Below are 25,309 nucleotides of genomic sequence, written 5' to 3'. Positions count from 1 at the left end.
GTTTCCGCCCTGTTGCCGGTCGATGTCGTGTTGGTTTCGTGCCCTGGCGAGCACTGACATGACGCGCTATGTGCGCTTGTGAAGACTCGGCAATCGCCAATTAACCTTCGAGATCTAAAGGCGAAATGTCGCGGAGTCACCTTTCTCGCAGTACCGGTCGGCAGGAAGGAACGGCTGTGCGCATCTCCCGCCCGATTGCCCGCGCGCTCGTCCCCGCGCTCCTCGTCACAACCTTAGCGGCGTGCGGATCGGACGCCGGACCCGCCGCCTCGTCCAACGAGATCAAGGTCGGTCTCCTGCACTCGCTGAGCGGCACGATGGCGATCAGCGAGGTCACCGTCCGCGACGCCGAACTGCTCGCCATCGACGAGATCAACAAGGCCGGCGGCGTGCTCGGCAAGAAACTCGTCCCCGTCGTCGAGGACGGCGCCTCCGACTGGCCGACCTTCGCCGAGAAGGCGACGAAACTGGTCAGGCAGGACAAGGTGGCCACCGTGTTCGGCGGCTGGACGTCGGCGAGCAGGAAGGCGATGCTGCCGGTCTTCGAGCGGTACAAGGCGCTGCTGTGGTATCCGGTGCAGTACGAAGGGCTGGAGAGCTCGCCGTACATCTTCTACACCGGCGCCACCACCAACCAGCAGATCATCCCCGGCCTCGACTACCTGAAGGAGCAGGGCAAGAAGAAGCTGTTCCTGGTGGGCAGCGACTACGTCTTCCCGCGTACGGCCAACAAGATCATCAAGGCGTACGCCGCCGCGAACGGCATGGAGATCCTCGGCGAGGAGTACACCCCGCTCGGCCACACCGAATACTCCACACTGACCAACAAGGTCGTCCAGGCCAAGCCCGACGCCGTGTTCAACACGCTCAACGGCGACAGCAACGTGGCCTTCTTCAAGCAGCTCAAGAGCGCGGGAGTCAGCGCGGAGACCATGCCGGTGCTGTCGGTGAGCGTCGCCGAGGAGGAGGTCACCGGCATCGGCGTGGACAACATCGCCGGCCACCCCGTCGCCTGGAACTACTACCAGACCACCGACACCGCGGCCAACGAGGCGTTCGTCAAGGCGTACAAGGCGAAGTACGGCCAGAACAAGGTCACCTCCGACCCGATGGAGGCCGGCTACAACGCCGTCTACCTGTGGGCCGAGGCCGTCAAGAAGGCCGGCACGACCGAGGTGGAGGCGGTCAAGAAGGCCGCGCCCGGCATCGCGCTCGAACGCCCCGAGGGCCTGGTCACCATCGACGGCGAGAACCAGCACATGTACAAGACCGCCCGCATCGGCATCATCCAGCCCGACGGCCTGATCAAGCAGGTGTGGGACTCGGGCGAGCCGATCAAGCCCGACCCGTACCTCAAGGGCTACCCGTGGGCGGGCGGCCTGGCGGCGGGTCAGTGATGTCGGCCTTCGTCAACCAGCTTCCCATCGGGCTGTCCATCGGGGCGGTGCTGCTGCTGATCGCGCTCGGCCTGACGTTCACGTTCGGGCAGATGGGCGTGATCAACATGGCGCACGGCGAGTTCATCATGGCCGGGGCCTACACCGCGTTCCTGCTGCAGGACCTCGTGCTCGCGCTGCCGGTCGCGTTCCTGGTGGCCGGGGTGATGGGGCTGATCCTGGAGCGGGCCGCGATCCGCCACTTCTACGGCAGGCCGCTGGACACGCTGCTGCTCACCTGGGGCGTCAGCCTGGTGCTGCAGCAGCTCGCCCGCGACCTGTTCGGCGCGCCCAACGTGCAGGTGCCCGCCCCCTCGTGGCTGGCGGGCGGGGTCGGCATCCTGCCCTACAACCGGCTGTTCATCATGGCGCTGGCGGTGGCCGGCGTGGTGGGGGTCTGGGCGTACCTCACGCGCACCGGCCTGGGCCGCAGGACCCAGGCCGTGGTGCAGAACCGGCAGCTCGCCGCCACCAGCGGCATCGACACCGGCCGGGTGGACATGCTGACGTTCTTCGTCGGCTCCGGCCTGGCCGGGGTGGCCGGGGTGGCGCTGACGCTCATCGGGCCGGTCGGGCCGGCGCTCGGCACGTACTACATCGTCGACGCCTTCCTCGTCGTCGTGGCCGGCGGGCTCGGGCAGCTGCGCGGCGCGGTGCTGGCCGCCGCCGGCCTGGGGCTGCTGAACTCCTACGCCGAGTTCTGGTCGGACGCCTCGCTGGCCAAGGTCATCGTGTTCGCCGTCATCATCGCCTTCCTGCAGATCAGGCCGCAGGGGATGTTCGTGCTCAGGTCGAGGGTGCTGACGTGATCAAGCGCAACCTTCCTTTCGCGACCATCGCGGTGATCGCGCTGATCGCCGCGCCGCTGCTGCTTGAGCCGTTCCGGCTCGGACTGCTCGCCAAGTACCTGTGCTACGCGATCGTCGCGCTCGGCATCGGGCTCGCCTGGGGGCGGGGCGGCATGCTCACCCTCGGGCAGGGCGTCTTCTTCGGGCTCGGCGGCTACTCCATGGCGATGTACCTCAAGCTCCACGAGGCCGGGCCGGGCGGGCTGCCCGACTTCATGGTGTGGAGCGGGGTGGAGGAGCTGCCCGCGCTGTGGGCGCCGTTCGCCAACCCGGTCTTCGCGGTGGCGATGGCGGTCCTGGGGCCCGCGGCGCTCGCGGTGCTGCTCGGCACGCTGGTCTTCCGCCAGCGCGTACGCGGTGCGTACTTCGCGATCCTCACCCAGGCGCTGGCGGCCGCCATGGTCATCCTGCTGGTCGGGCAGCAGGGCCTGACCGGCGGCACCAACGGCATGACGAACTTCTTCGAGCTGTTCGGCCAGGACCTCGCCGACGACTCCACCCAGCGCGGCCTCTACCTGGTCGTCGCGGGCGTGCTCGGCGTGCTCTACCTGGCCACCAGGCAACTGGTGAACAGCCGGTACGGCCGGCTGCTCGTCGCCGTACGCGACGGCGAGGACAGGGTGCGCTTCCTCGGCTACGACCCGGCCCTGGTCAAGACCGTCACCTTCGCTCTCTCAGCGGGCATGGCGGGGCTCGCGGGCGCCCTTTTCGTCCCCGTCGTCGGCATCATCTCGCCGGCCCTGCTCGGCGTCGTGCCGTCACTGGAGCTGGTCGTCGCGGTGGCCGTGGGCGGACGGCACGCGCTGGCCGGAGCCGTGCTCGGCGCGGTCGTCATGGGTTATGCCAAGACCGCCTTCAGCGAGCAGTTCGCCGACGGCTGGCTCTACCTGCAGGGAGCGCTCTTCATCCTGGTCATGACGCTGGCCCCGAGAGGGATCGTGGGCCTGGCAGGGAGGCTGCGACGTGCTCGAACTACGTGACGTCCAGGTCGTGTTCGACGGGTTCCGCGCACTCGACGGCGTGGACCTGACCGTGCCCGAGGGCGAGCTGCGCTTCCTCATCGGGCCCAACGGGGCGGGCAAGACCACGCTCATCGACGTGATTACGGGGCTGACCAGGCCGGCGGCCGGCACCGTCCGCTTCGGCGGCCAGAACCTCGTCGGCAGGAAGGAGCACCAGATCGTCCGGATGGGCGTCGGCCGCACGTTCCAGACCTCGGTGGTGTTCGAGGCGCTCACCGTGCTGGAGAACCTCGACCTCGCCGCCACCTTCCGCAAGCCGCTGTGGACGCTCGCGCGCAGGCGCGACGGCGTGTCGGAGGCCGTGCAGGAGGCGCTGGCCAGGACGGGTCTCGAAGAGCTCGCCGGACGTTCAGCCGGCGTTCTCTCGCACGGCCAGCGCCAGTGGCTCGAGATCGGCATGCTGCTGGCGCAGCGGCCCCGGCTGCTGCTCCTGGACGAGCCGGTCGCCGGCATGTCCAAGGACGAACGCGAACGCACCGGCGAGCTGCTCACCCAGATCGCCGACGACCACACGGTGATCGTGGTCGAGCACGACATGGAGTTCCTGCGGCGGCACGCCTCGACGGTGACCGTGCTGCACGAGGGCAAGGTGCTCGTGGAGGGATCGGTCGAGCAGGTCAGCGCCGACCCCCGCGTGCAGGAGGTCTACCTGGGGAGGAGGACAGGGGATGCTGTCGGTAACCGGCCTTGAGTCCGGCTACGGGCGGGCCCGCGTGCTGTTCGGGGTCTCGGTGGAGGTCGGGCCGGGGCAGCTCGTGTGCGTCATGGGACGTAACGGCGTGGGCAAGACCACGCTGCTCAACACCGTCATGGGGGTGCTGCCCGCGACGGCGGGCACGGTGACGTTCGACGGCCGCGACGTCACGAGGCTCAAGCCGCACGAGCGGGTGCGCCTCGGCATGGGGTACGTCCCCCAGGGCCACCAGTGCTTCCCGCAGCTGTCGGTGCTGGGCAACCTGCTGGTCACCGTCGAGGCCGCCAAGCAGCCCAGGTCGGCCGTGGACGAGGCGCTCGATCTCTTCCCCGCGCTGCGCCCGCTGCTCAAGCGCAGCGCCGGGCACCTGTCGGGCGGTCAGCAGCAGCAGCTCGCGATGGCCCGCGCGCTGGTGACCAGGCCACGCATGCTCATCCTGGACGAGCCGACCGAGGGCATCCAGCCGTCGATCATCCTGGAGATCGAGGCGGCCATCGAGCGGCTGCACGCGGCGGGGCTGGCGGTGCTGCTGGTCGAGCAGTATCTGGACATCGCGCTGCGGCTGGCCGACACGTTCGTGATCCTCGACGCGGGGCACGTCGTGCGCACCGGCACGGCCGAGGAGTTGCACAGGGAGGACGTCCAGCGCCTCCTGGCCGTCTGACCTCGCCGCCCACGGCGGCGAGGCGCGGCGATCAGCGGGGCGAGGCGCGGGCCAGGAACGCGCGGGCGTTGGCGGCGCCGCGCTGGTCGCCGGTCTCGTCGAACACCTCCAGCGCCGCGCCCGCCAGCTCGGCGGCCCGCCCCGCCGCGCCCTCCGCCCGGTTCACCCCGGCCAGGGCCAGCAGGGCGTAGGCGTCGAGCAGCCGGTCGCCGAGGCGTACGGCGATGCCCCTGGCCTGCTCGGCGGCGGCCCTGGCGGCCGGCTTGGCGGCCTGCGCCAGGCGCACGGCGGACAGGTCGAGCAGCGCGTCGGCCTGCCGGTGCCGGTCGCCCAGCTTGGCCAGCCCCTCGACGGCGGCGAGCAGGCGGCCGGCGGCCTCGTCGAGGCGGCCCGCGCGGCGCAGCACCTCGCCGAGCACCCGGTCGGCGTCGGCCTCGTCGCGCACGTTGCCGGCGGCCTCGCGGCACTGCCGCAGCGTCTCCTCGGCGGCGTCGAGCCGGCCCAGCTCCAGATGGACGCGGCCGAGCCGGAGCCGCACCCGGTTCGCGTGGCGGGCCCCGCCGTGGCGCAGGCACGTCTCCAGCGCCGGCCGCAGCACCTCCTCGGCCTGGTCCCACCGCCGCTCCGCCAGATGCAGGTCGCCCAGGTCGAGCAGGACGAGCCCGGCGCCCTGGTCGTCGCCCGCCCGGCGCGCCGACGCGAGGCCGAGCCCGGCCACCGTCCGCCAGTCGTCGAGGAACCTGTGCCGCTCCAGGAACGGCGCCAGCAGGTGGCCGAGCCGCCAGCACTCCTCGTCGAGCCCCGCCGCGTGCAGGTCGCCGACCAGGCTGACCAGGAACGCCCGCTCGGCGGCCAGCCACTCCACCGACTCCCTGATGTCCCGCGTGGCGACCGCCGTCTCGGGATCGCCCGACACCAGCGAGAACCGCGAGGCCCGCACCCGCGTCAGCGCCGCCGCCGCCACCTTCGCCGGCACGCCGGGCACCGGCTGCTCGCGGGCGAACAGCCGGGTCAGGTCGTGCATCCGGTAGCGGACCTGGCCCGCGACGTCGACCCCGTACGTCTCCAGCAGCCCCGCGTCCACCAGCGCCTCCGCCTGCCCGCCGAGCAGCTCGGTCACCCAGTCGGCGACGTCGGGCGCGGACAGGGCGCCGAGCCCGCGCAGCGTCAGCCTGGCGGCCTCGGGCAGGCCGTCGAAGCCGATCGCGAGCACGCTGCGCACGGTCTGGTCGCCCGCGTGCAGCCGGTCGAGCCGACCCTGCTCGTCCTCCAGCAGCCGCACGAGGTAGCCGACCGTCCACTCGGGGCGGGCCGCCAGCCGGGAGGCCGCGATGCGCAGCGCGAGCGGCAGCCCGCCGCACAGCCGCGCCAGCCGCGGCCAGGACTCGTCGCCCGCGTCCCGGCCGGAGCCCGCGATCAGCAGCTCCAGCGCCTCCTTCTCGTCGAGCACCCCCACCGACAGCCGCCGCGCCCCGGTCAGGCCGCCGAGCGGGGACCGGCTGGTCACGACCGTCGGGCAGGCCGACAGCAGCGGGCGCACCTGGGCCTCGTCCGCCGCGTTGTCGAGCAGCACCAGCATCGACCGGTTGGCGGCGTACGCGCGGAACAGCCGGGCCCGCTGCTCCAGCGAGGCCGGGATGGCCTGGGCCGGGCAGCCCAGCCAGCGCAGGAAGTCCTCGAGGACGGCGGCCGGTGCCGTGGTCTCGCGCAGGTCGGCGTACAGGATGCCGTCGGAGAAGTCGGCACGGCGCAGCCAGGCCGCGTGCACGGCCAGCGCCGACTTGCCCGCGCCCGCCTGCCCGTGCACCACCACCTGCTCGCCGATCACCCGCTCCAGCAGTCCTGCGCGGCCGGTGAAGCCGCTGACGTCGGGCGGCAGCAGCACCGGCGGGCCCGCCGACACGTGCAGGGAGACGTCGTCGTGCAGCATGCGGTGGTAGAGCAGCTGCAGCTCGGGGTCGGGCTCGATGGCGTGGCCGCCGTCGAGCTTGTCACGCAGCACCGCGTACGCCGCCAGCGCCTCGACCCGCCGCCCGCTGCGGTAGAGGGCCAGCATGTACTGGCCGCGGAAGCGCTGCCACGTCGGGTGGAGCCGGGTCAGCTGCTTCAGCTCGGCCAGCAGCTCGCGGTGCCGCCCGGCCTCGAGGTCGGCCTGCACCCGGCGCTCCAGGGCGAGCAGCCGCAGCTCCTCCAGCTCATCGCGCAGCCGGCGCGTCCCGGCCCACCGCGCGCCCTCGGGGTCGACGTCCTCCAGCGCCTCGCCGCGCCACAGCGCCAGCGCCTCCTCGTTCGCGCCCCTGTCGACCAGCAGCCGGAACCTGTCGACGTCGAGCAGGCCGTCGCCCAGCGCCAGCACGTACGAGCCGGACACGGTCGTGATCACGTCTTTGCCGATCAGCCGCCGCAGCTCGCCCACATAACCGCGGACCAGGGAGTCGGACCTGTCGCCGCCCTCGCTCGCCCATAACAGCCCGCGCAGCCGCTCGACCGTCAGCGGACGGCCCGCGTGCAGCAGGAACAGGGCGAGCAGGTCGCGGTGCTTGCGCACGGTCGGGGTGCGGTCGCGGCCCTCGGCGTCGAGCACCGCGAGCGGCCCCATGATGCGGAACTCCATGCGACCCTCCATCGTCGCCCGGCTCACGCGGACCAGGCGGTGGCCATGCGGACGATCTCCTCCAGGTGGCCGCTGTGCGCGCCGTGCCAGTAGACCTGGCCGCACGAGCCACAGCGGCCGTAGGCGTCGTAGGAGCGCCGGGTGCCCGCCTCCAGCAGCGGCTCCACCTCGTCCTTGGTCACCGGCCGCAGCACGCCGTTGCAGGCGGTGCAGCGCGTCCACGGGCGCAGCGGCGGCGCGAACCGCTCCAGCAGGTCGCGCAGCTGGTCGGACGGGGCCGAGCCGCGGATGTACGCGCCCAGCCAGAGAGCGCGGCGGCGCAGCAGGCCACGGTCCTGGGTGAGCAGCACCCGCCGCTCCTCGTTGGCCTGGACCACGAGCGCCGGGTCGTCCATGTCGTTGTGGTAGGCGGTGTCGACGCCGAGCAGCCGCAGCCGCCGCGCCAGCGTGCCGAGATGCACGTCGAGCAGGAACCTCGGCTCGCCTGGCAGCGGCTGCGGGCGCGGCACCGGGTGCACCTCCACCTCGTCGCCCGGCGCGAGCAGGTGGGACGGCGGGACGCCCCGGCCGCCCGCCAGCATCGGCCCCACCTCCGTCAGCGGCACGCCCAGCGACTCGACGTGGTGGCCGAGCGTGGCGGTGCCGTCGGGGGTGACCTCCTGCCACTCCTGGCGGCGGCTCGCGGGCAGGAACATCGTCAGATCTGGGGAGATGCGCAGGCGTGCGATCGTCACACGTCCATTCTCCGCCACCGGATAGCGTGAATCATGCCCGTTTCCCGACGCTCCTTCCTCGGCCTGGCGCTGCTCGCCGCCGGCTGCTCGGGCGGCGGCGTGGACCTGCCGGAGTTGCGGCTGGCCACGGGCCTGGCGGGCGGTCCCTACGGCGCGCTCGGCGACCGGCTCGCCGAGGAGCTGCGGCGTGACGGGCGGCGGGTTCGGGTGCTGCGCACCGCCGCCAGTGTGGAGAACCTCACGATGATGACCGACGGGCGGGCCGACGTGGGGTTCGCGCTGGCCGACAGCGCCGACGACGCCGTCCGCGTACGCCGGCAGCCCGTCTCCGCCCTGGCCCGCATGTACATGAACTACGTGCACCTGGTCGTCGCCAAGGACTCCGCGATCACCGGGCCGGGGCAGCTCGCCGGGCGGGCCGTGTCCATCGGGCTCGACGGCTCCGGCACCGCCGTCACCGCCGCCCGCGTGCTGGCCGTCGCCGGGCTGGAGACCCCGCCCCGCGTCTCCAGGCTCGGGCTCGACCCGTCGATCAAGGCGCTGCGTGACGGGCGGGTCGAGGCGTTCTTCTGGTCGGGCGGGGTGCCCACGCCCGCCCTTGAGGCGCTGCCCGACATCCGCCTGGTGCCGCTCGAGTCGCTGGTGCCGGAGCTGCGGCGCCGCTACGGGTCCGTCTACGAGCACGCGTCCGTGCCCGCCGGCGCGTACGGGGCCGTCAGGGCGGTGCCGACCGTGGGCACGCCCAGCTACCTGATGTGCCGCACCTCGCTGCCCGAGGACACCGCGTACACGATCACCGAGACGCTCTTCCTGGCCCGCGACCGGCTCCAGGCGCCGTCGGCACCCGGCGGGCGGCTGGACAGGCGCTACGCCATCGGCACCGGCGTCGTGAGCCTCCACCCGGGCGCCGCGCGCTACTACCGCTCGGTCTACGGCTGAGCAAGGTGCGGCGCTTGCGCTACGGCTGAGCAAGGTGCGGCGCTTGCGCTACGGCTGAGCAAGGCGGAGCTCCACGACCAGGCCGTGGGGGTCGGCGGGCAGCAGGTGCAGGGTGGCGCCGCAGGCCCTGGCCAGCTCGGCCGCGATGGCCAGCCCGAGCCCGCTGCCCGGCACGTTCGCGTGGGAGCCCGAGCGCCAGAAGCGGCCGAGCGCCTCCGCGCGCTCCCCCTCCCCGAGCCCTGGGCCGTCGTCGGCGACCCGCAGCACCCCGCCGTCGAGGGCGACGGTGACCGTGCCACCCGCGGGCACGAACTTCTGGGCGTTGTCGAGCGCGATGTCCGCGATCCTGGCCGCCGCCTCGGGAACGACCTTGCCGGAGACCTCGGTCACCAGCCGCACGCCCTTGGCCGCGTACACCTCGCGCCACGTCGCCAGGCGCGGCCCCAGCTCGATGTCCTTGCCGCCCACCCCCGCGCCCGCCTCCACCTTGGCCAGCGCCAGCAGGTCCGCCACCAGCAGCGACAGCCGGTCCAGCTCCGCCATCGCCTCGGCGTACTCGGCGGTGCCCTCGCGGCGCAGGTGCGGCTCCAGGTTCTCCAGCCGCAGCCCGAGTACCGTCAGCGGGGTGCGCAGCTCGTGCGAGGCGTCGGCCACGAACGCCCGCTGCCGCTCCATCGCGCCCGCCACCGCGTCGGCCATCGCGTTGAACCGCTCCTCCAGCCGCCGCAGCTCGGACGGGCCGATGCCGGGATGCGCCCGCGCGTCCAGCCGCCCCTGGGCGATCGCCTGCGTGGTGCGGTCGAGCTCGGTGACCGGGCGCAGGATCCAGCGGGCCAGCCGCCTGGCCGCAAGCACCGCGTACGAGACCGACGCCAGCGTGCCCAGCGCCAGCGCGCCCCACACCAGCGTCACGTCGCCGCGCGCCTGATCCGTGGGCGTCTGGAGCAGCACCACGCCCGACAGCTGCGCGTCGCGGCCGGCCGGCTCGGCCAGCAGCACCGTACCCGGGCCGAACGGGCTGATCGTCGGCAGGTCCTCCGTCGTACGGCCGGACAGCGCGAGCCGCAGCGCCTCGCCGTCGTCCACGGTGAAGTCGCCCGCCGTGAGCAGGGCCGTGCCGTCCCTGTCGCGGACGCGGACGGCGGCGCCATAGAGGGCGGCGTAGCGGTCGACCTCGGCGATCAGAGCCGTGTAGTCGTCCTCGCGAGCCGCCTGGTCGGCCAGCTCGGCGAAGCGGGTGGCGTCGGCGCGGCGGTCGAGCAGCAGCCGGTTGGTCCGGTGGGAGGCGTACGCCAGGCCCAGCGGCACCGCCAGCGCCGCCACCAGGAACACGATCAGCGTCGTGAACGTGCCGACCAGCCGGGCGTTCACGCCGTCGAGCCCAGCCGGTAACCCGTGCCGCGCAACGTCTCCACCAGGCCGGGCCGGCCCGTCTTCGCGCGCAGGTTGGCCACGTGCACGTCCAGCGAGCGGGACGCCGACAGCAGCGGATCGCCCCAGATCTCGTCCAGGATCTCCTCGCGGCCCCGCACCACGCCCGGCTCACGGGCCAGCATCGCCAGCAGGTCGAACTCGCGCCGCGTCAGCGTCACCGGCGCACCGGCCACCGTGACCTGGCGGCCCTCCAGATCGATGCGGACGTCGCCGACCCGCACCACCTCGTCGCGCGGCGGGCGCGGGCGGGTGCCCCGCCGCATCACCGCCTCCATGCGGGCCATCAGCTCCACCGTACGGAACGGCTTGACCAGGAAGTCGTCGGCCCCCGACCGCAGGCCGCGCAGCACCTCCCGCTCCTCCGTACGGGCCGTCACCACGATCAGCGGCACCGCCGAGACCCGCCGCAGCCTGCGCAGCACGTCGAGCCCGTCCATGTCGGGCAGGCCCAGGTCGAGCAGCACGAAGTCGACGCCCCCCGCCAGGCGGAGGGCGTCGACGGCCAGCCCCGCCCTGGTGACCTGATGGCCGTGCCGGGCGAGCGCCGTGGTCAGCGCGGAGGCGAGCCGATCGTCGTCCTCCACCAGGAGAACCCGCATGTGGCCAGGTTAGACGCGGGCGGGCACCGACTCGGCCGCCGCCTCGCTGCGGGACAGCGCGGCGTCCCTGGTCTCGCGCATGAACAGGTAGACGACGAGGGACACGGCGGCGCAGCCGGAGACGTACCAGTAGAAGCCCGACTCGATGCCGGCGTCCTTGAACCACAGCGCGACGTACTCGGCGGTGCCGCCGAACAGGGCGTTCGCGATCGCGTACGGGAGCGCGACGCCCAGGGCGCGCACGTGCGTCGGGAACAGCTCGGCCTTCACCACCGCGTTGATCGAGGTGTAGCCCGTGATGATGATCAGGCCGATCAGCGACAGCGCCAGCCCGCCGCCGAACCCGCTCACCTGGCCCAGCGCCGTCATCAGCGGCACCGTCCCGACCATCGACCCGATCCCGAACGTGATCAGCAGCGGCCTGCGCCCGATCCGGTCCGACAGCGACCCCGCGAGCGGCTGCAGGCACATGAACACGAACAGCGCGCAGAAGCTCACCAGCGTCGCCGTCTCCTTCGGCAGGCCCGCCGTGTTCGACAGGTACTTCGTGAGGTACGTCGTGTACGTGTAGTACGCCACCGTGCCGCCCATCGTCAGCGCGATGACCAGCAGCGCCTCCTTCTTGTGGGCCAGCAGCTGCGCGATCGTGCCCCGCCGGGCGGGTGCCGCCTCGCGCTCCTCCTCGTCGTACGCCTCCGTCTCCAGCAGGTTGCGCCGCAGCCAGAACACCACCGCCGCGGCCACCGCGCCCACCAGGAACGGGATCCGCCAGCCGTAGGAGTCGAGCGCCTCCTTGGACATCGTGTTCTGCAGGACGATCTGCAGGCCGAGGCCGACGAGCTGGCCCGCGGTCATCGAGACGTACTGGAAGCTCGACGCCATGCCGCGCCGGCCCTTCGGGGTCGCCTCGGTCAGGTACGTGGCGCTGGCCGCGTACTCGCCGCCCACCGACAGGCCCTGCAGCAGGCGGGCCACCACCAGCACCAGCGCACCGACGTAACCGACCGAGTCGTACGTGGGGGCGACCGCGATCAGCAGGGCGCTGGCCGACATCAGCGTGACGGTGAGCGTGAGCGCCGCCTTACGGCCCTTCCTGTCGGCGTAGCGGCCGAGCAGCCAGCCGCCCAGCGGGCGCATGAAGAAGCCGACGGCGAAGATGGCGGCCGTGTTGAGCAGCTTGGCCGTGGTGTCGCCCTCGGGGAAGAAGGACGCCGCGAAGTAGACGGCGAAGCTGCTGTAGACGAACCAGTCGTACCACTCGACGAGATTGCCGACAGATCCGCCGAGCACGGCCTTCCACGGCACGCGTGCCTTGCTCACGAAGAACCTCCTGGAGGGCTCTGGGGGGAGTGGGTGCTGGCCAGAGCCTTACGGCGGAAGGTTGTTCGGACAAGATGGCCGGGGCCAGATCTAACGTCCGCTTAACATGACTTCTTACCTGCGCTTAACCGGCCCGCAACACGGGCCGGGGCCTTGGAGGGGTGTGGGTGGCGGTGGCCCGCCACCGGGCCGGGGCTGGGGCTGTGAGGGGGGTGACGGCGGGTCGGGGTGTCAGTCGAGGGGCGGGTCGGCGTTCTTCGCCATCTCCAGGCCCAGCACGTCCCACCACTCGCCGGACGGCGGTGACACGACGCCGCGTTCCGGGTCCTTCTCGCCGTCCGTGCCGCGCGTGCACCGGCCGCCGGAGACGCCCGGCCTGGAGATCCACAGGTACGCGTCCACCAGCTCCTCGCCCGTCTCCGTGGTCGGGCGGGGGCCCACGCCGCGGCCCGGCGGGTTGCACCACGTCTGCGGGTCCTTATAGTGCTCGTCCGGCACCCAGGTCCCCTGGCCGTTCCTGCTGGTGTCCACCACGAAGTGCGGCATCGCCGCGGGGTCGGCGTCCGCGGCCTCAGGGCAGCCCGAGCCGCCCGACCTCACGCGGACGCCGATGCAGGCGGACAGCTCCTTGCCGTACGCGACGGTCGGCTCGGTGGCGGTGAAGGCGGCGGTGTTGAGGAAGAAGCCGTCGGCCCGCTCGACGCCCGCTCCGATCAGCCGCTCGGCCATGACCTCGGTGCCCGGCCAGTGCGCCTGGGCGCCGTCGAGGTAGACGGCCGTGCCGGGGTTCGACTTGAGCGTGGCCACGGCGGCGCGCAGGGCCTGGTAACGCGGCTCGGGGGAGCCGCCGGGGTCGCAGTTCTTGGTGCCGGGGATGCGGACCAGGCTGCCGGGTTCGAGGATCACCACCGCCTTGGACGGGCCGATCGTCCTGGCGATCCCCTCGATCCACTCCTGGTAGCCCTTGAGCTCGGTGTCGGCGGGCGGCCGGCAGTCGCTGCCCGGCAGGTCGTCGACCATGAAGACCGGCACCGCGCCCGCCTGCCCTGACGCCGTGACCGCCGCCGCCACCTTCGGCCTGACCCCAGGATCGGCGACCCGGATGGCGTGGGGGACCGCCGCCAGCCGGTCCATCAGTGCGGCGTCCTTCGGGCGGTCCTTGCGCCAGCGGCCGGCCTGCTCGCTCGCGAACGGCTCCTTCGGCGAGTAGAAGGCCACGGCCCCACCGGCCCGCAACGGGTTCCCCACTCCGGCACCACCGCCTCCCGGCGTGCTCTTGGCCGTGCCGCCCGTCGCGCCCGTCGTCCGGCTCGCGCCCGTGGCGGACGTCCTCCCGTCGGCACCTGGATCGCCCGACCCCCTGACCGCCATCGCCACCGAGAACCCGGCCACCGCCACGACCGCGACGGCCGCCGCCAGCACCCACTTCCGCTGCCCCGACGCCGCCGTGAGCGCTCCCTCGCTCTCGGGCACCCACCTGCCGGTCTCTTGGAGCGGCTCGGCGACCGGCGCACGGGAGCCGGCCACCTCCGGCCGGGCCGCGCTCTCCGGGCCGGTGCTCAGCCGGTCCATGAGGTCCTGCGCGGTGGGGCGCTCGGCGGGGTTCTTGGACAGCGCGGCGACCACCAGATCGTGCAGCGGCCCGGGCAGCCCCGACAGCTCGGGCGGGTCGTTGATGACGCGCAGCAGCACGTCGGGAACGGATCCGGTGCCGAACGGCGAGACGCCGCTCGCCGCGTACGCGACCGTGCAGCCCCAGGAGAAGATGTCCGACGCGGGCCCCACGGTGACGCCCGACACCTGCTCGGGCGACATGTACGACGGCGTCCCCACGATGGCGCTGCTCATCTCGGAGTCCACGAGATGCGCGATGCCGAAGTCGATCACCTTGGGCCCGACCTGCGACAGCAGCACGTTCGACGGCTTGAGGTCGCGGTGCACGACCCCGGCCCCGTGGATGGCGCGCAGGGCCATCGCCATCGCGGCGGCGAGCCCGTCGAGCGCCGACCCCTTGAGCGGCCCCGACTCCTGCACGGCCGCGCCCAGGCTGGGGCCCTCGACGTATTCGGTGACGAGGTAGGCCACGTCGCCGCTGACGTCGGCGTCGAGCACGGGCGCCGTACAGAACCTGGCGACCCGCTGCGCGGCGGCCACCTCGCGGGCGAACCTGCGGCGGAAGCCGGCGTCGGCGTCCATCCTGGCGTGGATGACCTTGACCGCGACCCGGCCGCCGGGGCCCTCGCCGAGGTAGACGACCCCCATGCCGCCCTCGCCGAGCCGGCCCAGCAGGGTGTACGGCCCCACCTGCTGCGGATCTCCGTTCCTCAGCGACTCCAAGGTCATAATGCGTCAGGTTAGCCCCGGCGCGGCGGCCGGGGCCATGCTTATGCGATCTTCACAGCGATCTTCACAAGGGCAGCCGCCACTCGTGCCACTTGTCGAACAGCTCGAACCTCATGGCCTCGTTGATGGCCAGCATGTGGGCGTTGGAGACGGCGTTCCAGGTGATGATCCGGTCGAGGTGCGGCTCGTGCTCGCGCAGCCACAGCAGGTTGGCGACCTTGAGCAGCAGCCCGAGCCGGTGGCCGCGGTGCTCGCGCAGCACGGTGGTGTCGGCCTGGTGGCCCCAGCCGTTGTCGCGGGCGCTGTCGAGCAGGATGCGGGTGTAGCCGGCGGGGGCGCCGTCGGACGTGCGCCGGGCGATCGTGGTGTAGCTGGTGCGGCCGGTCAGCGGGATGGACTCCTCGCGCTGCCGCAGCCGCTCGACGGAGTGGACCTGGTCCTCGACGCCGGGGTCGCGCGGGGCGTCGTTCATGCCGCCCATCACCGCGGCCAGGTCGGGCAGCAGCTCGGGCCCGGCCGGGCCGATCCACTGCTCCAGGTGGTAGCCGGGCACCTCGGGACGCATGCGGCGCAGCGCGTCCCAGTCGGCGGCGCGCAGGTCGAGCGTGCGGCGGGCCTCGTTCATCGCCACCGTCATGCCGCGCGCGGCGGCGAAGCGGGCGGCCGTGCCGGTGGTGATCGTCTCGGTCAGCAGCAGTGTCCTGCCGTTCGCGCGCATCCGGTCGAGCGCGTGCGCGAACAGGGCGGTGCCGAGGCCGCGGCCCTGCGACTCGGGGCGCACGGCGAGCGGGAAGAGCCAGCCGATGTGCCGGTTGTCGGTCTCGTACAGCTCCAGCCCGTAGCCGCCCGCCACCTTGCCGCCGTCGGTCGCCGCCCACGCCTCGTAACGCTGGCCCGCCCCGCCCCTCCTGATCAGATGGGAGAACCAGGCCAGGCCGGGCTCAGGGCCGCGGTCGTCGCCGCTCGCCGCCTCGGCCGTGATGTACGCCTCGTGCAGGCCCTCGATGAGGCCGCCCGGCTGCTCCGGGTCGATCGGCTGGATGCGCATGGAACCAGGAGACCGCACGGCCCCGCCCCGAGGCGAACGATTTATTGCCGGTAGTTCTCCACCTCGCGGGGCGGCCTGGCGGTGGCGCCGTCGGGGTCCTCGCCCGCGCCGCGCCTGGCCCTGCGCTGCCTGAGCAGGTCCCAGCACTGGTCGAGCGCCGTCTCCAGCTCCTTGATGCGCGCCTGCTCCTCGCCGGTGGTCACCTGGCCGGCCGTGAGCCTGCCGCGCAGCTCGTGCTCCTCGTCGACCAGGGCGCTGATCCTGGTCAGAATCTCGTCGTCACGCATGTCCAAGACTCTAGTCAGTGCGTGATAGAACACGCCCTATGTCAGGCATTGCGCTGGTAAGGAAGCCCGGTCCCCGCGTCGCCGAGGGCATCGTCACCCATCTCGCGCGCGAGCCGGTCGATCCCGAGCGGGCCGCCGTCCAGCACGACGCCTACGTCGCCGCGCTGGCCGAGGCGGGCTGGCGGCCGGTGTACGCGCCGCGCGCCGACGACCTGCCCGACGCGCCGTTCGTCGAGGACGCGGTGGTCGTGTCCGGCCGTCTCGCGGTGCTGACCAGGCCGGGCGCCGAGGAGCGGGGGCCCGAGGTGGAGTCGGTGGCGGAGGTGGTGCGCGGCCTGGGCCTGCCGTCCGTGCGCATCGCCCCGCCCGCCACCCTCGACGGCGGCGACGTGCTGCAGGTCGGCTCCACCGTGTACGTCGGCAGGTCGGCCCGCACCAACGACGAGGGCGTCGCGCAGCTCGCCGCCCTGCTGCCGGAGCGCAGCGTCGTGCCCGTCGAGCTCAAGGGCGTGCTGCACCTGAAGTCGGCCGTGACCGCGCTGCCCGACGGGACGCTCATCGGCGATCCGCGCCACGTGGACCTGCCGGGCCTGCTGGTGCCGGAGGAGGAGGCGGGCGCGCACGTGGTGCCGCTGGGCGGGAACCGGGTGCTGCTGTCCGCCGCGGCCCCTCAGACAGGGACGGTGCTCGAACAGCGCGGCTATATGGTGATGAAAGTGGATATTTCGGAATTTGAGCGGTTGGAAGGCTGCGTGACCTGCCTCAGCGTGCTCGTGGCGGACTGACGTTCTCAGGATGTGAGAACCTGCGCGGCCCACGGCGAGACGTCTGGTAGCGTGCATGGCATGCTGCGCGGGCTGCTTCTTAGCTGCCGCGGCGGGGGCCTGTAGAGGCCGGCTCCCTCGCCGCGGAGCCAGTCGTGCGCGTCGGCCGCTTTTCTTCCGAAGACCGACGAGGAGCACCGACTCATGACCGCTCAGCAGCCCAGCCGCATGCCCGTCCATCGTTATCAGCCGTTCGAGCCCATCCGGCTGACCGATCGCACCTGGCCCGACCAGGTCATCACCAAGGCGCCCCGCTGGTGCGCGGTCGACCTGCGCGACGGCAACCAGGCCCTGATCGACCCGATGGACTCCCACCGCAAGCTCCAGATGTTCGAGCTGCTCGTACGCATGGGCTACAAGGAGATCGAGGTCGGCTTCCCGGCGGCGTCGCAGACCGACTTCGACTTCATCCGCACGATCATCGAAGAGGGCCGCATCCCCGACGACGTGGTCATCCAGGTGCTGACGCAGGCCAGGCCCGAGCTGATCGAGCGCACCTTCGAGTCGATCGAGGGCGCCAAGCAGGCCATCGTCCACCTGTACAACTCGACCTCCACCCTCCAGCGCCGCGTCGTGTTCGGCCAGGACAAAGACGGCATCACCGCCATCGCGGTCGAGGGCGCCAAGCTGGTGAAGAAGCTCGCCGACGCCACCGACGTCGACGTCCGCTTCCAATACTCGCCCGAGTCGTTCACCGGCACCGAGCTCGAATACGCCGTCGAGGTGTGCGACGCCGTCAACGAGGTGTGGCAGCCCACCCCCGACCGCAAGGTCATCATCAACCTGCCCGCCACCGTCGAGATGGCCACCCCCAACGTCTACGCCGACCAGATCGAGTGGATGCACCGCAACCTCAAGCACCGCGACTCGATCGTGCTGTCGCTGCACCCGCACAACGACCGCGGCAGCGCCGTGGCCGCCGCCGAGCTGGGCTACATGGCGGGCGCCGACCGCATCGAGGGCTGCCTGTTCGGCAACGGCGAGCGCACCGGCAACGTCTGCCTGGTCACGCTCGGCATGAACCTGTTCTCCCAGGGCGTCGACCCCGAGATCGACTTCAGTGACATCGACGAGATCCGTCGCATCACCGAATACTGCAACCAGCTGCCCGTGCACCCGCGCCACCCGTGGGGCGGCGAGCTGGTCTACACCGCCTTCTCCGGCTCCCACCAGGACGCCATCAAGAAGGGCTTCGAGCACCTCGAGCGCGACGCGGCGGCGGCCGGCGTGCCGGTCGACGAGTTCACCTGGGCCGTCCCCTACCTGCCGATCGACCCCAAGGACATCGGGCGTTCCTACGAGGCCGTCATCCGGGTCAACAGCCAGTCCGGCAAGGGCGGCGTCGCGTACATCATGAAGGCCGACCACCAGCTCGACCTGCCGCGGCGGCTGCAGATCGAGTTCTCCAAGGTCGTGCAGGCGCGCACCGACAGCGAGGGCGGCGAGATCAGCCCGGCCGCGATGTACGACATCTTCCGCGACGAATACCTGCCCAACCCCGCCAACCGCTGGGGCCGGCTCAGCCTCATGGCCCACCGCCACCAGTCCACGGTCGACGACAAAGACCGCATCAGCGCCGACGTGCGGCTCGACGGGGAGATCCGCGAGATCGACGGCACCGGCAACGGCCCGATCTCGGCCTTCATCGACGCCATCGCCGGTGTCGGCATCCAGGTGCGCGTCCTCGACTACGTCGAGCACGCGATGACCGCCGGCAGCGACGCCAAGGCCGCCTCCTACCTGGAGTGCGAGGTGAACGGCCAGGTCCTGTGGGGCGTCGGCATCGACACCAACGTCACGACCGCCTCGCTCAAGGCCATCATCTCGGCCGTCAACCGCGCCTCCCGCTGACCTGCGAAAGCCCGGGCCCTCACGGCGGTGAGGACTCGGGCTTTTTCACGTCCTGGGAAATGACCGGATAGTGAACGTTGCGTTTCTTTGGGGTGGATCCTATGCTCGGTAGAGAACGAGACGTTCTCTAAGGAGCGGCCATGGGGCTCGTGCTGTCGGGGCTGATGCTGTGCATGCTGCTCGGCGCGCTCGATCAGACGATCATGGCGCCGGCGTTGCCCGCCGTGGCGGCCGGGCTGGGCGGGCTCGACCAGATGTCGGCCGTCGTCAGCGCCTACCTCGTGGCCGCGACCGTCGTCATGCCGGTCTACGGGAAGCTCGGCGATCGGTACGGGCGCAAGCCGGTCATGCAGGCGGCCATCGTGATCTTCGTCGCCGGGGCCGTGCTGTGTGCGCTGGCCACGTCGATGCCGCAGTTCATCGCCTTCCGGGCGGTTCAGGGCATCGGCGGTGGCGGGCTGATGATCGGGGCGCAGGCGATCATCGGGGAGGTGGTGAGCCCGCGCGAGCGGGGGCGCTACCTGGGGCTCATCGGCGCCGCGTACGTGGTGGCGGCCGTGGGCGGCCCGCTGATCGGCGGGTTCTTCATCGACCAGCTGAGCTGGCGGTGGATCTTCGTCATCTACCCGCCCCTGGGGCTGCTCGCGCTGATCGTCCTGACCGCCACGCTCAAGCTGCCGAGGCCCGTCGGCCGGGCGCCGCTCGACGTGGCGGGGGCCGTCACACTGGGCGTGGCCGTCGTGGGCGTCGTCCTGCTGGGGGAGAGCGGCAACCCCGCCTACCTCGGGCTGGCGGCGGCCGGCGTGGCCGGCTGGCTGCTCAGCGCCCGCTACGCGACCGACCCCATCCTGCCGCTGCGGCTGTTCAGGGACCGGGCGTTCGCGGTGCCCGTGGCGATCAGCTTCGTCGTCGGGTTCGCGTTGTTCGGCGCGACGTCGTACCTTCCCGCGTACGCGCAGATCGCGCTGCACACGAGCGCCACCCGCGCCGGGCTGATGGTGACCGCCCTCATGGCCGGCGTGCTGCTCACCACCATCGTCTCCGGCCGGCTCATCACCAGGACCGGCGTCTACAAGCCCTACCCCGTCGCGGGCACGATCCTCGCCGCGGCCGGGCTCGGGCTCATCGGGCTGGCCGGCGCCTCACCGGCCGGGCTCGTGGCGGCGATGGCGCTGACCGGGCTGGGGGTGGGGCTCGTCATGCAGGTGATGGTGACGGCCGCCCAGAACGCCGTCCCGTACGAGGACCTGGGCACCGCCACCTCGTCGGTCACGTTCCTGCGTCAGATCGGCGCCTCCGCCGGGGTCGCGCTGGTCGGCGCTCTGATCACGCTGCGGTCGGGCATCTCGGGGAGCAACCCGGCCACGCTGCCGGAAGGGATGCGCGAGACGTTCGCCGCCGCGGTGCCGCCGGTGTTCGCGGCCATGGCGCCGCTGTTCGTCGTCGCGTTCTTCCTGGCCCTGGCCCTGCCGGCGCGCCCGCTCCGCACCACCGCCTACGTCGAGGAGAGACAGTGAAACTGGTCGCACCCCTGAACGCCTTCGGGCGCGCCGACCTGGCCATGGCCGGGGGCAAGGGCGCCAACCTGGGTGAGCTCGTCAGCCACGGCCTTCCGGTGCCCGACGGGTTCGTGATCACGACGCACGCGTACGAGCTGGTCGCCCGCGGTCGTGACACCCGCGAGCACTTCGAGACCGTCGAACCCCCCGACGAGCTGCGGAAGGCCATCACCGAAGCGTACGCGCGGCTCGGCGGCGGGCCGGTGGCCGTGCGGTCGAGCGCGACCGCCGAGGACCTGCCGGGGGCGGCGTTCGCCGGTCAGCAGGACACCTTCCTCAACGTGGTCGGGGAGCAGGCGCTGCTCGACGCGGTACGCCGCTGCTGGGCATCCCTCTGGACCGACCGCGCCGTCGCCTACCGGGCCCGCCTGCGCCTGGACGACTCCGAGGTGCGGATCGCGGTCGTCGTGCAGCGGATGGTGGAGGCGGAGACGGCCGGGGTGATGTTCACCGCGAACCCGGTCACCGGCGACCGCACGCAACTGGTCGTCGACGCGGGCCGGGGGCTGGGGGAGGCGGTCGTGTCGGGGCTGGTCACCCCTGACCACTACGTGCTCCGGCCGTCGGGCGAGGTCGTGGACTTCAGGCCGGGCCGCGGCGAGGTCGTGGTCCGCAGCGCGGAAGGCGGCGGCGTCGTCCACGAGAGCCCGGCGGGGGCCGGTGGGCAGGGCGGTGGCCAGGGCGATGGCCAGGGCGGTGGGCAGGGCGGTGGGCAGGGCGGTGGGCAGGGCGGTGGGCAGGGCGGTGGGCTGGGTGCCCGGGCCGAGCGGGGGCCGGTTCCGGGCACCCCTGGATTGCTGTCCGATGAGGTGCTGCGGGAGCTGGCCACGCTCGGGGGGCGGGTGGCCGAGGTGTTCGGGCGGCCGCAGGACATCGAGTGGGCTCATGTGGCGGGGCGGCTGCACCTGCTCCAGGCCCGGCCCATGACCGCGCTGCCGCCGCCTCCGCTGGGGCCGCTCGACGGCATCCAGCGCAAGACGGCCGAGATCCTCATGGAGTACCTGCCCGAGCGGCCGTACCCGATGGACATGTCCTCCTGGCTGCCCAACGGGCCTGCGGGGCAGATGAGCAAGGTGTTCGCCGCGTACGGCATCCGCAACCTCATCCACGAGGCGCTCCAGGAGGAGGACGGCGTCGTCTACCGGATCGTTCCCGTCAGGCCGGGCTTCGAGCGGAAGGTGCTGACGGCGCCGTTCCGCGCGCTGCGCAAGGCCAGGAGGTACGACCCCGCCCGCTGGACCGAGGACCCCCGCTTCCAGGCGTACCTGGAGGATGTCGAGAAGCTGCGCGCCCTTGACCTGGAGGAGCTGCCGTGGGAGGAGCTGCGGCGGGTGCCCAGGCAGGCGATGGACCTGGTGGGGCCGGTGGCCGACCTGCGGATCGACTACCTGCCTGGCGTCGGGCTCGCGCTGCTGCGGCTGATGCTGGGGCTGACGCTGCTCGGGCGCAGGAAGATGTTCGGCGAGCTGTTGCTGGGCGCGCCCACCCGCACCTCCGACGCCAACCGGGCGCTGGAGCGCCTGGCCGAGACGGCCCGCCGTACGGGGGCGCTGAAGGCGGAGCGGCCGCCCGCCGAGTTCGCCCCGGAGGTCGCCACGGAGGTCGCCACGGAGGTCGCCACGGAGTTCGCCGCGGAGCTGGCGGATTTCATGGCCGAGTACGGCCACCGCGAGACCGCGAGCCCCATCCTCATCACGCCGCCCACCTGGGCCGACGCCCCCGAGGTGGTGCTCGACCTGGTGCGGGTGCTGGCGGCGGCGCCGCCCAAGGAACGGGAGGAGCAGCCGGGGCCACCCGTGAGACCACGGTGGCTGGCCCGCCGGGTGGCGGCGGCCCGCGCGGGCATGGTCTTCCGCGAGGACAGCCACTTCTCGTTCATGATGCCGGCGCCGGTCATGCGCAGGGCGCTGGTGGAGATGGGCCGCAGGCTGGCGCAGGCGCGCCTGCTCGACCGCCCCGATGACGTCTTCCACCTGCGGCTGGAGGAGCTGGAGTCGCTGCGCGGCACCGACGACCCGGCCGCCGCCCGGCTGCGCGACGTGGCCAGGCGGCGGGCGGCCAAGCGGGAGGAGCTGTCCGGGGTCAGGCTCATCGACCCGGCGGCCGTCCACCCCGTCACCGACCCCGGCCCCGCGCTGCTGACCGGCGCGGCGGCGGGCGGCGGCACGGCCACCGGGCCGGTCAAGGTGATCGCGAGCGTCGCCGAGTTCGGCCGGCTGGAGCCAGGCGACGTGCTGGTCTGCCCGTACACGAACCCGTCGTGGACGCCGTTGTTCCAGCGCGCGGCGGCGGTCGTCGTGGACACCGGCGGCGCCGCCTCGCACGCCGCCATCGTCGCGAGGGAGTACGGCATCCCGGCCGTCATGGGCACGGGACGCGGCACGTCGGTGCTGGAGGACGGTCTGCAGGTCACCGTCAACGGTGACACCGGCACCGTCACGGCCGCTCCCTAGAATGCCTGCCATGGTGACCGACCACCGCAAACAGCCGCGCCGCCGGGGCGAGGCCCTGAGCGCCGCGATCTTCCAGGCCACGCTCGACGAGCTGTCCGAGGTCGGTTACGCCGGACTGACCATGGAGGGGGTCGCGGAGCGGGCGAGGGCCAGCAAGGCCTCGCTCTACCGGCGCTGGCCCAGCCGCATCGAGCTGGTGATGGATGCGGTCTACCGGTCGCTGCCGTCGCCCGGCTCCGCGCCCGACACCGGCAACCTGCGCGACGACCTGGTGGCGCTGCTGACCACCACCTCCAACGCCCTGTCGGGCCCTGCGGGCGAGGCGATGCGCGGGCTGCTCGGCGAGGCGCTGCGCGGCGAGTCGCCGCTGGGCTCGATGCGGCGCAACACGCAGGGGAGGGGCCGGCGGCTGATGGAGGAGGTGGTGCAGAGGGCCATCGAGCGCGGCGAGGTGGACCCGTCCGACGTCACGCCGCGCCGCATCGACGCCGGTCACGCTCTGCTGCGCCACCACTTCCTGTTCGAGGGCCTGCCGTTCCCCGACGGCCTCGTGGTGCAGATCGTGGACGAGGTGCTCGTCCCGCTGCTCAAACCGTCGTCCCGCTGAGCGAGAGGATGTCCACGGCGCCCGTCCTGCCCCTGGCGAGCGTACGGCCCGCCACCAGAGCGGTCATGGAGACGCCGATCAGCGCGCCCGCGGCCACCGGCGTCACGAACGCCGGTGCCGCCTGGCCCAGCACGAGCAGCACGGCCACGGCGAGCCACGCGAGGCCGTTCATCAGCGCGGCGACGGCAAGGGACCTCCCTGCGGCGAGCACGGCCGGCCCGAACGCCGGAGCAGCCGAGGCGATCAGCGGCAGCGGCAGCACCAGCGCCATGAGGATCGGCACGAAGAACCCGCCCGTCATCGCCGTCCCGAGCGGCCCGACCGGCTGCCGGAGCAGGAGGACGCCCACCAGCGCGGCGGGGACGGCCAGCAGGCCCGCCGTCCGCAGCATCCGCCGCGCGGTGGCCCTGGCCGCCTGATCGTGGGAGGAGTGGACGCGGACGGCGGAGCCGAGCTGCCAGAGCGACAGCAGCGCCGTCACGCCCGCCGCGACGAAGAGCGACGTCGCCGTGCCGCGCAGCTGCTCGGCGATCGGGCCGGCGGCCGCCGCCCGCGCCCACACGCCGGGCAGCTCGCCGAGGCCGGGCCGCCACAGGAACCACAGCAGGAAGCCGCCCGTGACCAGCGACACCGCGAGCGGCACGCGCAACGGGCCCGCGCCGGGGATGCGCCGGTGGTGCAGCCAGGCGTCGGCCGCCCCGGCCAGCAGATCCGCCACCGTGCGCGGGCGTACCGGCCGGGCGGTGACCAGGTCGCCCACCTCGTCGCCGTACCGCTCCCGCCACGCCTTCGGATAGAGACGCAGCGCCGCCTCAGCCAGCCACCGCAGCACACCGGCCCCCGTTTCCCCGCGCGGAGGAACGCCGCCTCCGCCGGTCGTGTTCGTCGAAGAGGAGCGTCCCCGCCTCGGGGGACGCGGGCGGGCAGGAGTCATGCCGGCCCCAGCGCCACGCGCGTGCTGCCGGCCCGCTCGATGCGGCGCAGCGTGGCGAGCTGCTCGCCGAGCGCGGCCCGGCCGCCGGGCGTGATCCGGTACGGCTTGCGCCGCTCGGCAGAGGCGACCGGCTCGATCCAGCCGCGCTCCTCCAGCCGCATCAGCGCGCCGTAGAGCGTGCCCGGCTCCAGTGAGGTGCCGGAGAACTCCTCGATGTCGCCGATCATCCGGTAGCCGTGTTTCTGCCCCTCCGCGAGGCTGATGAGCACCAGCAGCGCCACGTCCGTGAAGCGGCCGAGCTCCTGTGTCCTGCGAGCCATGTATTCAGTAAAACTTAGTAAGTCTCACTGAGCAAGCCCCAAGGTGCCCGCCGTCAGCCGCATGGCATGCTCGAAGGCGGCCTCCCGGTGCTCGATGGTGTTGTCGAACTGGCCGAACACCTCGAACGTGACCCAGCCGTACAACGTGCTCCACGCGGTGACCGCGCGCCAGACCACGGCGTCGGGCACCTCGGGCATCAGCTCGCGGATGGTCGCGGCGTCCCCCGCCAATTCCTGCGCCGGTTCCTGCGCCGGCTCCTGCGGCGCCCCGCCGGAGGGCGGCCGGATCACGCCGGCCCGCCAGGCGTCGGACACGAGGCGGCCCAGCACGACGACGTCGCGTACGCGGGCGTCGATCGTGGCCTGCGGCGCCTGGTAGCCGGGCACGGGGGAGCCGTAGATGAGCGCGAACTCGTGGGGGTGCGCCAGGGCCCAGCCGCGGACGGCGCGGCAGACCGCCAGCCATCGGCCGAGGTGGTCGTCGCGGGCCACTTCGGCCTCGCCGGTCTCGACGGCCTCGCCGAGCGCGTTGTAGCCGTCGATGATCAGCGCGGTGAGCAGGTCATCGCGGCTCGGGAAATAGCGGTAGATGGCCGACGACACCATGCCCATCTCGCGGGCGACGGCCCTCAGGGACAGGCCGCCGGCTCCCTCGGTGGCGAGCCTGCGCCGTGCGATGTCGGTGATCTCCTTGGTGAGCTCGGCCCTGACGCGTTCTCTTGCGGTGCGGCTGGCGGTCATGCCGAGCAGATTATCAGAGCGGTGCCAAAAAACGAGAG

At 72.6% G+C, this 25,309-nt stretch carries 22 protein-coding genes; 11 read left to right on the top strand and 11 right to left on the bottom strand.

Annotated features, from left to right (window positions below):
* The first annotated feature begins 176 nt into the window (after positions 1 to 176).
* From urtA to urtE, 5 genes are read left to right on the top strand one after another with little or no spacing between them, the layout of a single operon-like run.
* Positions 177 to 1,397, top strand: coding sequence for an urea ABC transporter substrate-binding protein (gene urtA / locus AB0K28_RS33045; protein ID WP_364377697.1), 1,221 nt, complete (start codon positions 177 to 179; stop codon positions 1,395 to 1,397).
* On the top strand, positions 1,397 to 2,245 hold the full coding sequence (gene urtB, locus AB0K28_RS33040; protein WP_364377695.1) for an urea ABC transporter permease subunit UrtB: 849 nt from the start codon (positions 1,397 to 1,399) through the stop codon (positions 2,243 to 2,245). Before urtA ends, urtB begins: the two co-directional genes overlap by 1 nt.
* Positions 2,242 to 3,264, top strand: coding sequence for an urea ABC transporter permease subunit UrtC (urtC, locus tag AB0K28_RS33035; RefSeq protein ID WP_364377693.1), 1,023 nt, complete (start codon positions 2,242 to 2,244; stop codon positions 3,262 to 3,264). The genes urtB and urtC overlap by 4 nt, the downstream gene beginning before the upstream one ends.
* Positions 3,248 to 3,997 carry an urea ABC transporter ATP-binding protein UrtD gene (gene urtD, locus AB0K28_RS33030; protein ID WP_364377691.1) on the top strand — a complete coding sequence of 250 codons (750 nt, stop codon included), beginning with the start codon at positions 3,248 to 3,250 and terminating at the stop codon, positions 3,995 to 3,997. Before urtC ends, urtD begins: the two co-directional genes overlap by 17 nt.
* Positions 3,975 to 4,664 (top strand): urea ABC transporter ATP-binding subunit UrtE, encoded by a 690-nt coding sequence (urtE, locus tag AB0K28_RS33025; RefSeq protein ID WP_364377689.1) that lies wholly within the window; start codon positions 3,975 to 3,977, stop codon positions 4,662 to 4,664. Before urtD ends, urtE begins: the two co-directional genes overlap by 23 nt.
* A 31-nt stretch (positions 4,665 to 4,695) precedes the next feature.
* Here urtE and AB0K28_RS33020 read toward each other — a convergent pair whose 3' ends face one another.
* Complete coding sequence (locus AB0K28_RS33020; protein ID WP_364377687.1) at positions 4,696 to 7,278, bottom strand: BTAD domain-containing putative transcriptional regulator; 2,583 nt, start codon at positions 7,276 to 7,278, stop codon at positions 4,696 to 4,698.
* 23 nt (positions 7,279 to 7,301) lie between these two features.
* Complete coding sequence (locus AB0K28_RS33015) at positions 7,302 to 8,012, bottom strand: Mut7-C RNAse domain-containing protein (RefSeq protein ID WP_364377685.1); 711 nt, start codon at positions 8,010 to 8,012, stop codon at positions 7,302 to 7,304.
* Positions 8,013 to 8,045: 33 nt separating this feature from the next.
* Between AB0K28_RS33015 and AB0K28_RS33010 the strand changes: the two genes are divergently transcribed.
* Positions 8,046 to 8,951: a TAXI family TRAP transporter solute-binding subunit gene (locus AB0K28_RS33010; RefSeq protein ID WP_345399175.1), complete on the top strand. Its 906-nt coding sequence runs from the start codon at positions 8,046 to 8,048 to the stop codon at positions 8,949 to 8,951.
* 48 nt (positions 8,952 to 8,999) lie between these two features.
* Here the strand turns inward: AB0K28_RS33010 and AB0K28_RS33005 are convergent, their stop codons facing one another.
* The 6 genes from AB0K28_RS33005 to AB0K28_RS32980 form a co-directional block, all read right to left on the bottom strand.
* Positions 9,000 to 10,322: a HAMP domain-containing sensor histidine kinase gene (locus AB0K28_RS33005; RefSeq protein ID WP_364377683.1), complete on the bottom strand. Its 1,323-nt coding sequence runs from the start codon at positions 10,320 to 10,322 to the stop codon at positions 9,000 to 9,002.
* Positions 10,319 to 10,984 (bottom strand): response regulator transcription factor, encoded by a 666-nt coding sequence (locus AB0K28_RS33000; RefSeq protein WP_364377682.1) that lies wholly within the window; start codon positions 10,982 to 10,984, stop codon positions 10,319 to 10,321. The genes AB0K28_RS33005 and AB0K28_RS33000 overlap by 4 nt, the downstream gene beginning before the upstream one ends.
* A 9-nt stretch (positions 10,985 to 10,993) precedes the next feature.
* The gene (locus AB0K28_RS32995) at positions 10,994 to 12,304 is read right to left on the bottom strand and encodes an MFS transporter (protein WP_364377680.1); all 1,311 of its coding nucleotides are present in this window, start codon (positions 12,302 to 12,304) and stop codon (positions 10,994 to 10,996) included.
* A gap of 231 nt (positions 12,305 to 12,535) precedes the next feature.
* Positions 12,536 to 14,647: a glycoside hydrolase family 6 protein gene (locus AB0K28_RS32990; RefSeq protein WP_364377678.1), complete on the bottom strand. Its 2,112-nt coding sequence runs from the start codon at positions 14,645 to 14,647 to the stop codon at positions 12,536 to 12,538.
* A gap of 64 nt (positions 14,648 to 14,711) precedes the next feature.
* The gene (locus tag AB0K28_RS32985; protein WP_364377676.1) at positions 14,712 to 15,695 is read right to left on the bottom strand and encodes a GNAT family N-acetyltransferase; all 984 of its coding nucleotides are present in this window, start codon (positions 15,693 to 15,695) and stop codon (positions 14,712 to 14,714) included.
* 41 nt (positions 15,696 to 15,736) lie between these two features.
* The gene (locus tag AB0K28_RS32980) at positions 15,737 to 15,982 is read right to left on the bottom strand and encodes a DUF2630 family protein (RefSeq protein ID WP_364377674.1); all 246 of its coding nucleotides are present in this window, start codon (positions 15,980 to 15,982) and stop codon (positions 15,737 to 15,739) included.
* A gap of 38 nt (positions 15,983 to 16,020) precedes the next feature.
* On the opposite strand from AB0K28_RS32980, the gene ddaH reads away from it, so the two are divergent.
* The 5 genes from ddaH to AB0K28_RS32955 all read left to right on the top strand — a co-directional run bounded on the left by ddaH (position 16,021) and on the right by AB0K28_RS32955 (position 23,276).
* Positions 16,021 to 16,767: a dimethylargininase gene (gene ddaH / locus AB0K28_RS32975; RefSeq protein ID WP_364377672.1), complete on the top strand. Its 747-nt coding sequence runs from the start codon at positions 16,021 to 16,023 to the stop codon at positions 16,765 to 16,767.
* 183 nt (positions 16,768 to 16,950) lie between these two features.
* Entirely contained in the window at positions 16,951 to 18,657 is a 1,707-nt protein-coding gene (gene leuA / locus AB0K28_RS32970; RefSeq protein ID WP_364377670.1) for a 2-isopropylmalate synthase, read from the top strand.
* A gap of 140 nt (positions 18,658 to 18,797) precedes the next feature.
* Complete coding sequence (locus AB0K28_RS32965; RefSeq protein ID WP_364377668.1) at positions 18,798 to 20,174, top strand: MDR family MFS transporter; 1,377 nt, start codon at positions 18,798 to 18,800, stop codon at positions 20,172 to 20,174.
* 44 nt (positions 20,175 to 20,218) lie between these two features.
* Entirely contained in the window at positions 20,219 to 22,669 is a 2,451-nt protein-coding gene (locus tag AB0K28_RS32960) for a PEP/pyruvate-binding domain-containing protein (protein ID WP_364377848.1), read from the top strand.
* Positions 22,670 to 22,679: 10 nt separating this feature from the next.
* The gene (locus AB0K28_RS32955; protein WP_345399200.1) at positions 22,680 to 23,276 is read left to right on the top strand and encodes a TetR/AcrR family transcriptional regulator; all 597 of its coding nucleotides are present in this window, start codon (positions 22,680 to 22,682) and stop codon (positions 23,274 to 23,276) included.
* Here AB0K28_RS32955 and AB0K28_RS32950 read toward each other — a convergent pair.
* The 3 genes from AB0K28_RS32950 to AB0K28_RS32940 form a co-directional block, all read right to left on the bottom strand.
* Positions 23,257 to 24,108 (bottom strand): hypothetical protein, encoded by an 852-nt coding sequence (locus tag AB0K28_RS32950; protein ID WP_364377665.1) that lies wholly within the window; start codon positions 24,106 to 24,108, stop codon positions 23,257 to 23,259. The genes AB0K28_RS32955 and AB0K28_RS32950 overlap by 20 nt on opposite strands.
* Positions 24,109 to 24,206: 98 nt before the next feature.
* Positions 24,207 to 24,530, bottom strand: a complete 324-nt coding sequence (locus AB0K28_RS32945) for a helix-turn-helix transcriptional regulator (RefSeq protein ID WP_345399206.1) — start codon at positions 24,528 to 24,530, stop codon at positions 24,207 to 24,209.
* A 24-nt stretch (positions 24,531 to 24,554) separates the two neighbouring features.
* Positions 24,555 to 25,271, bottom strand: coding sequence for a TetR/AcrR family transcriptional regulator (locus AB0K28_RS32940; RefSeq protein ID WP_364377663.1), 717 nt, complete (start codon positions 25,269 to 25,271; stop codon positions 24,555 to 24,557).
* Positions 25,272 to 25,309 lie beyond the last annotated feature (38 nt).

The sequence above is a fragment of the Nonomuraea sp. NPDC049504 genome (genome assembly GCF_040676845.1).
Classification (GTDB): domain Bacteria; phylum Actinomycetota; class Actinomycetes; order Streptosporangiales; family Streptosporangiaceae; genus Nonomuraea; species Nonomuraea salmonea.
The sequence above is the reverse complement of the archived record's forward strand: the minus strand, read 5'-3'. Positions and strand labels throughout refer to the sequence as shown.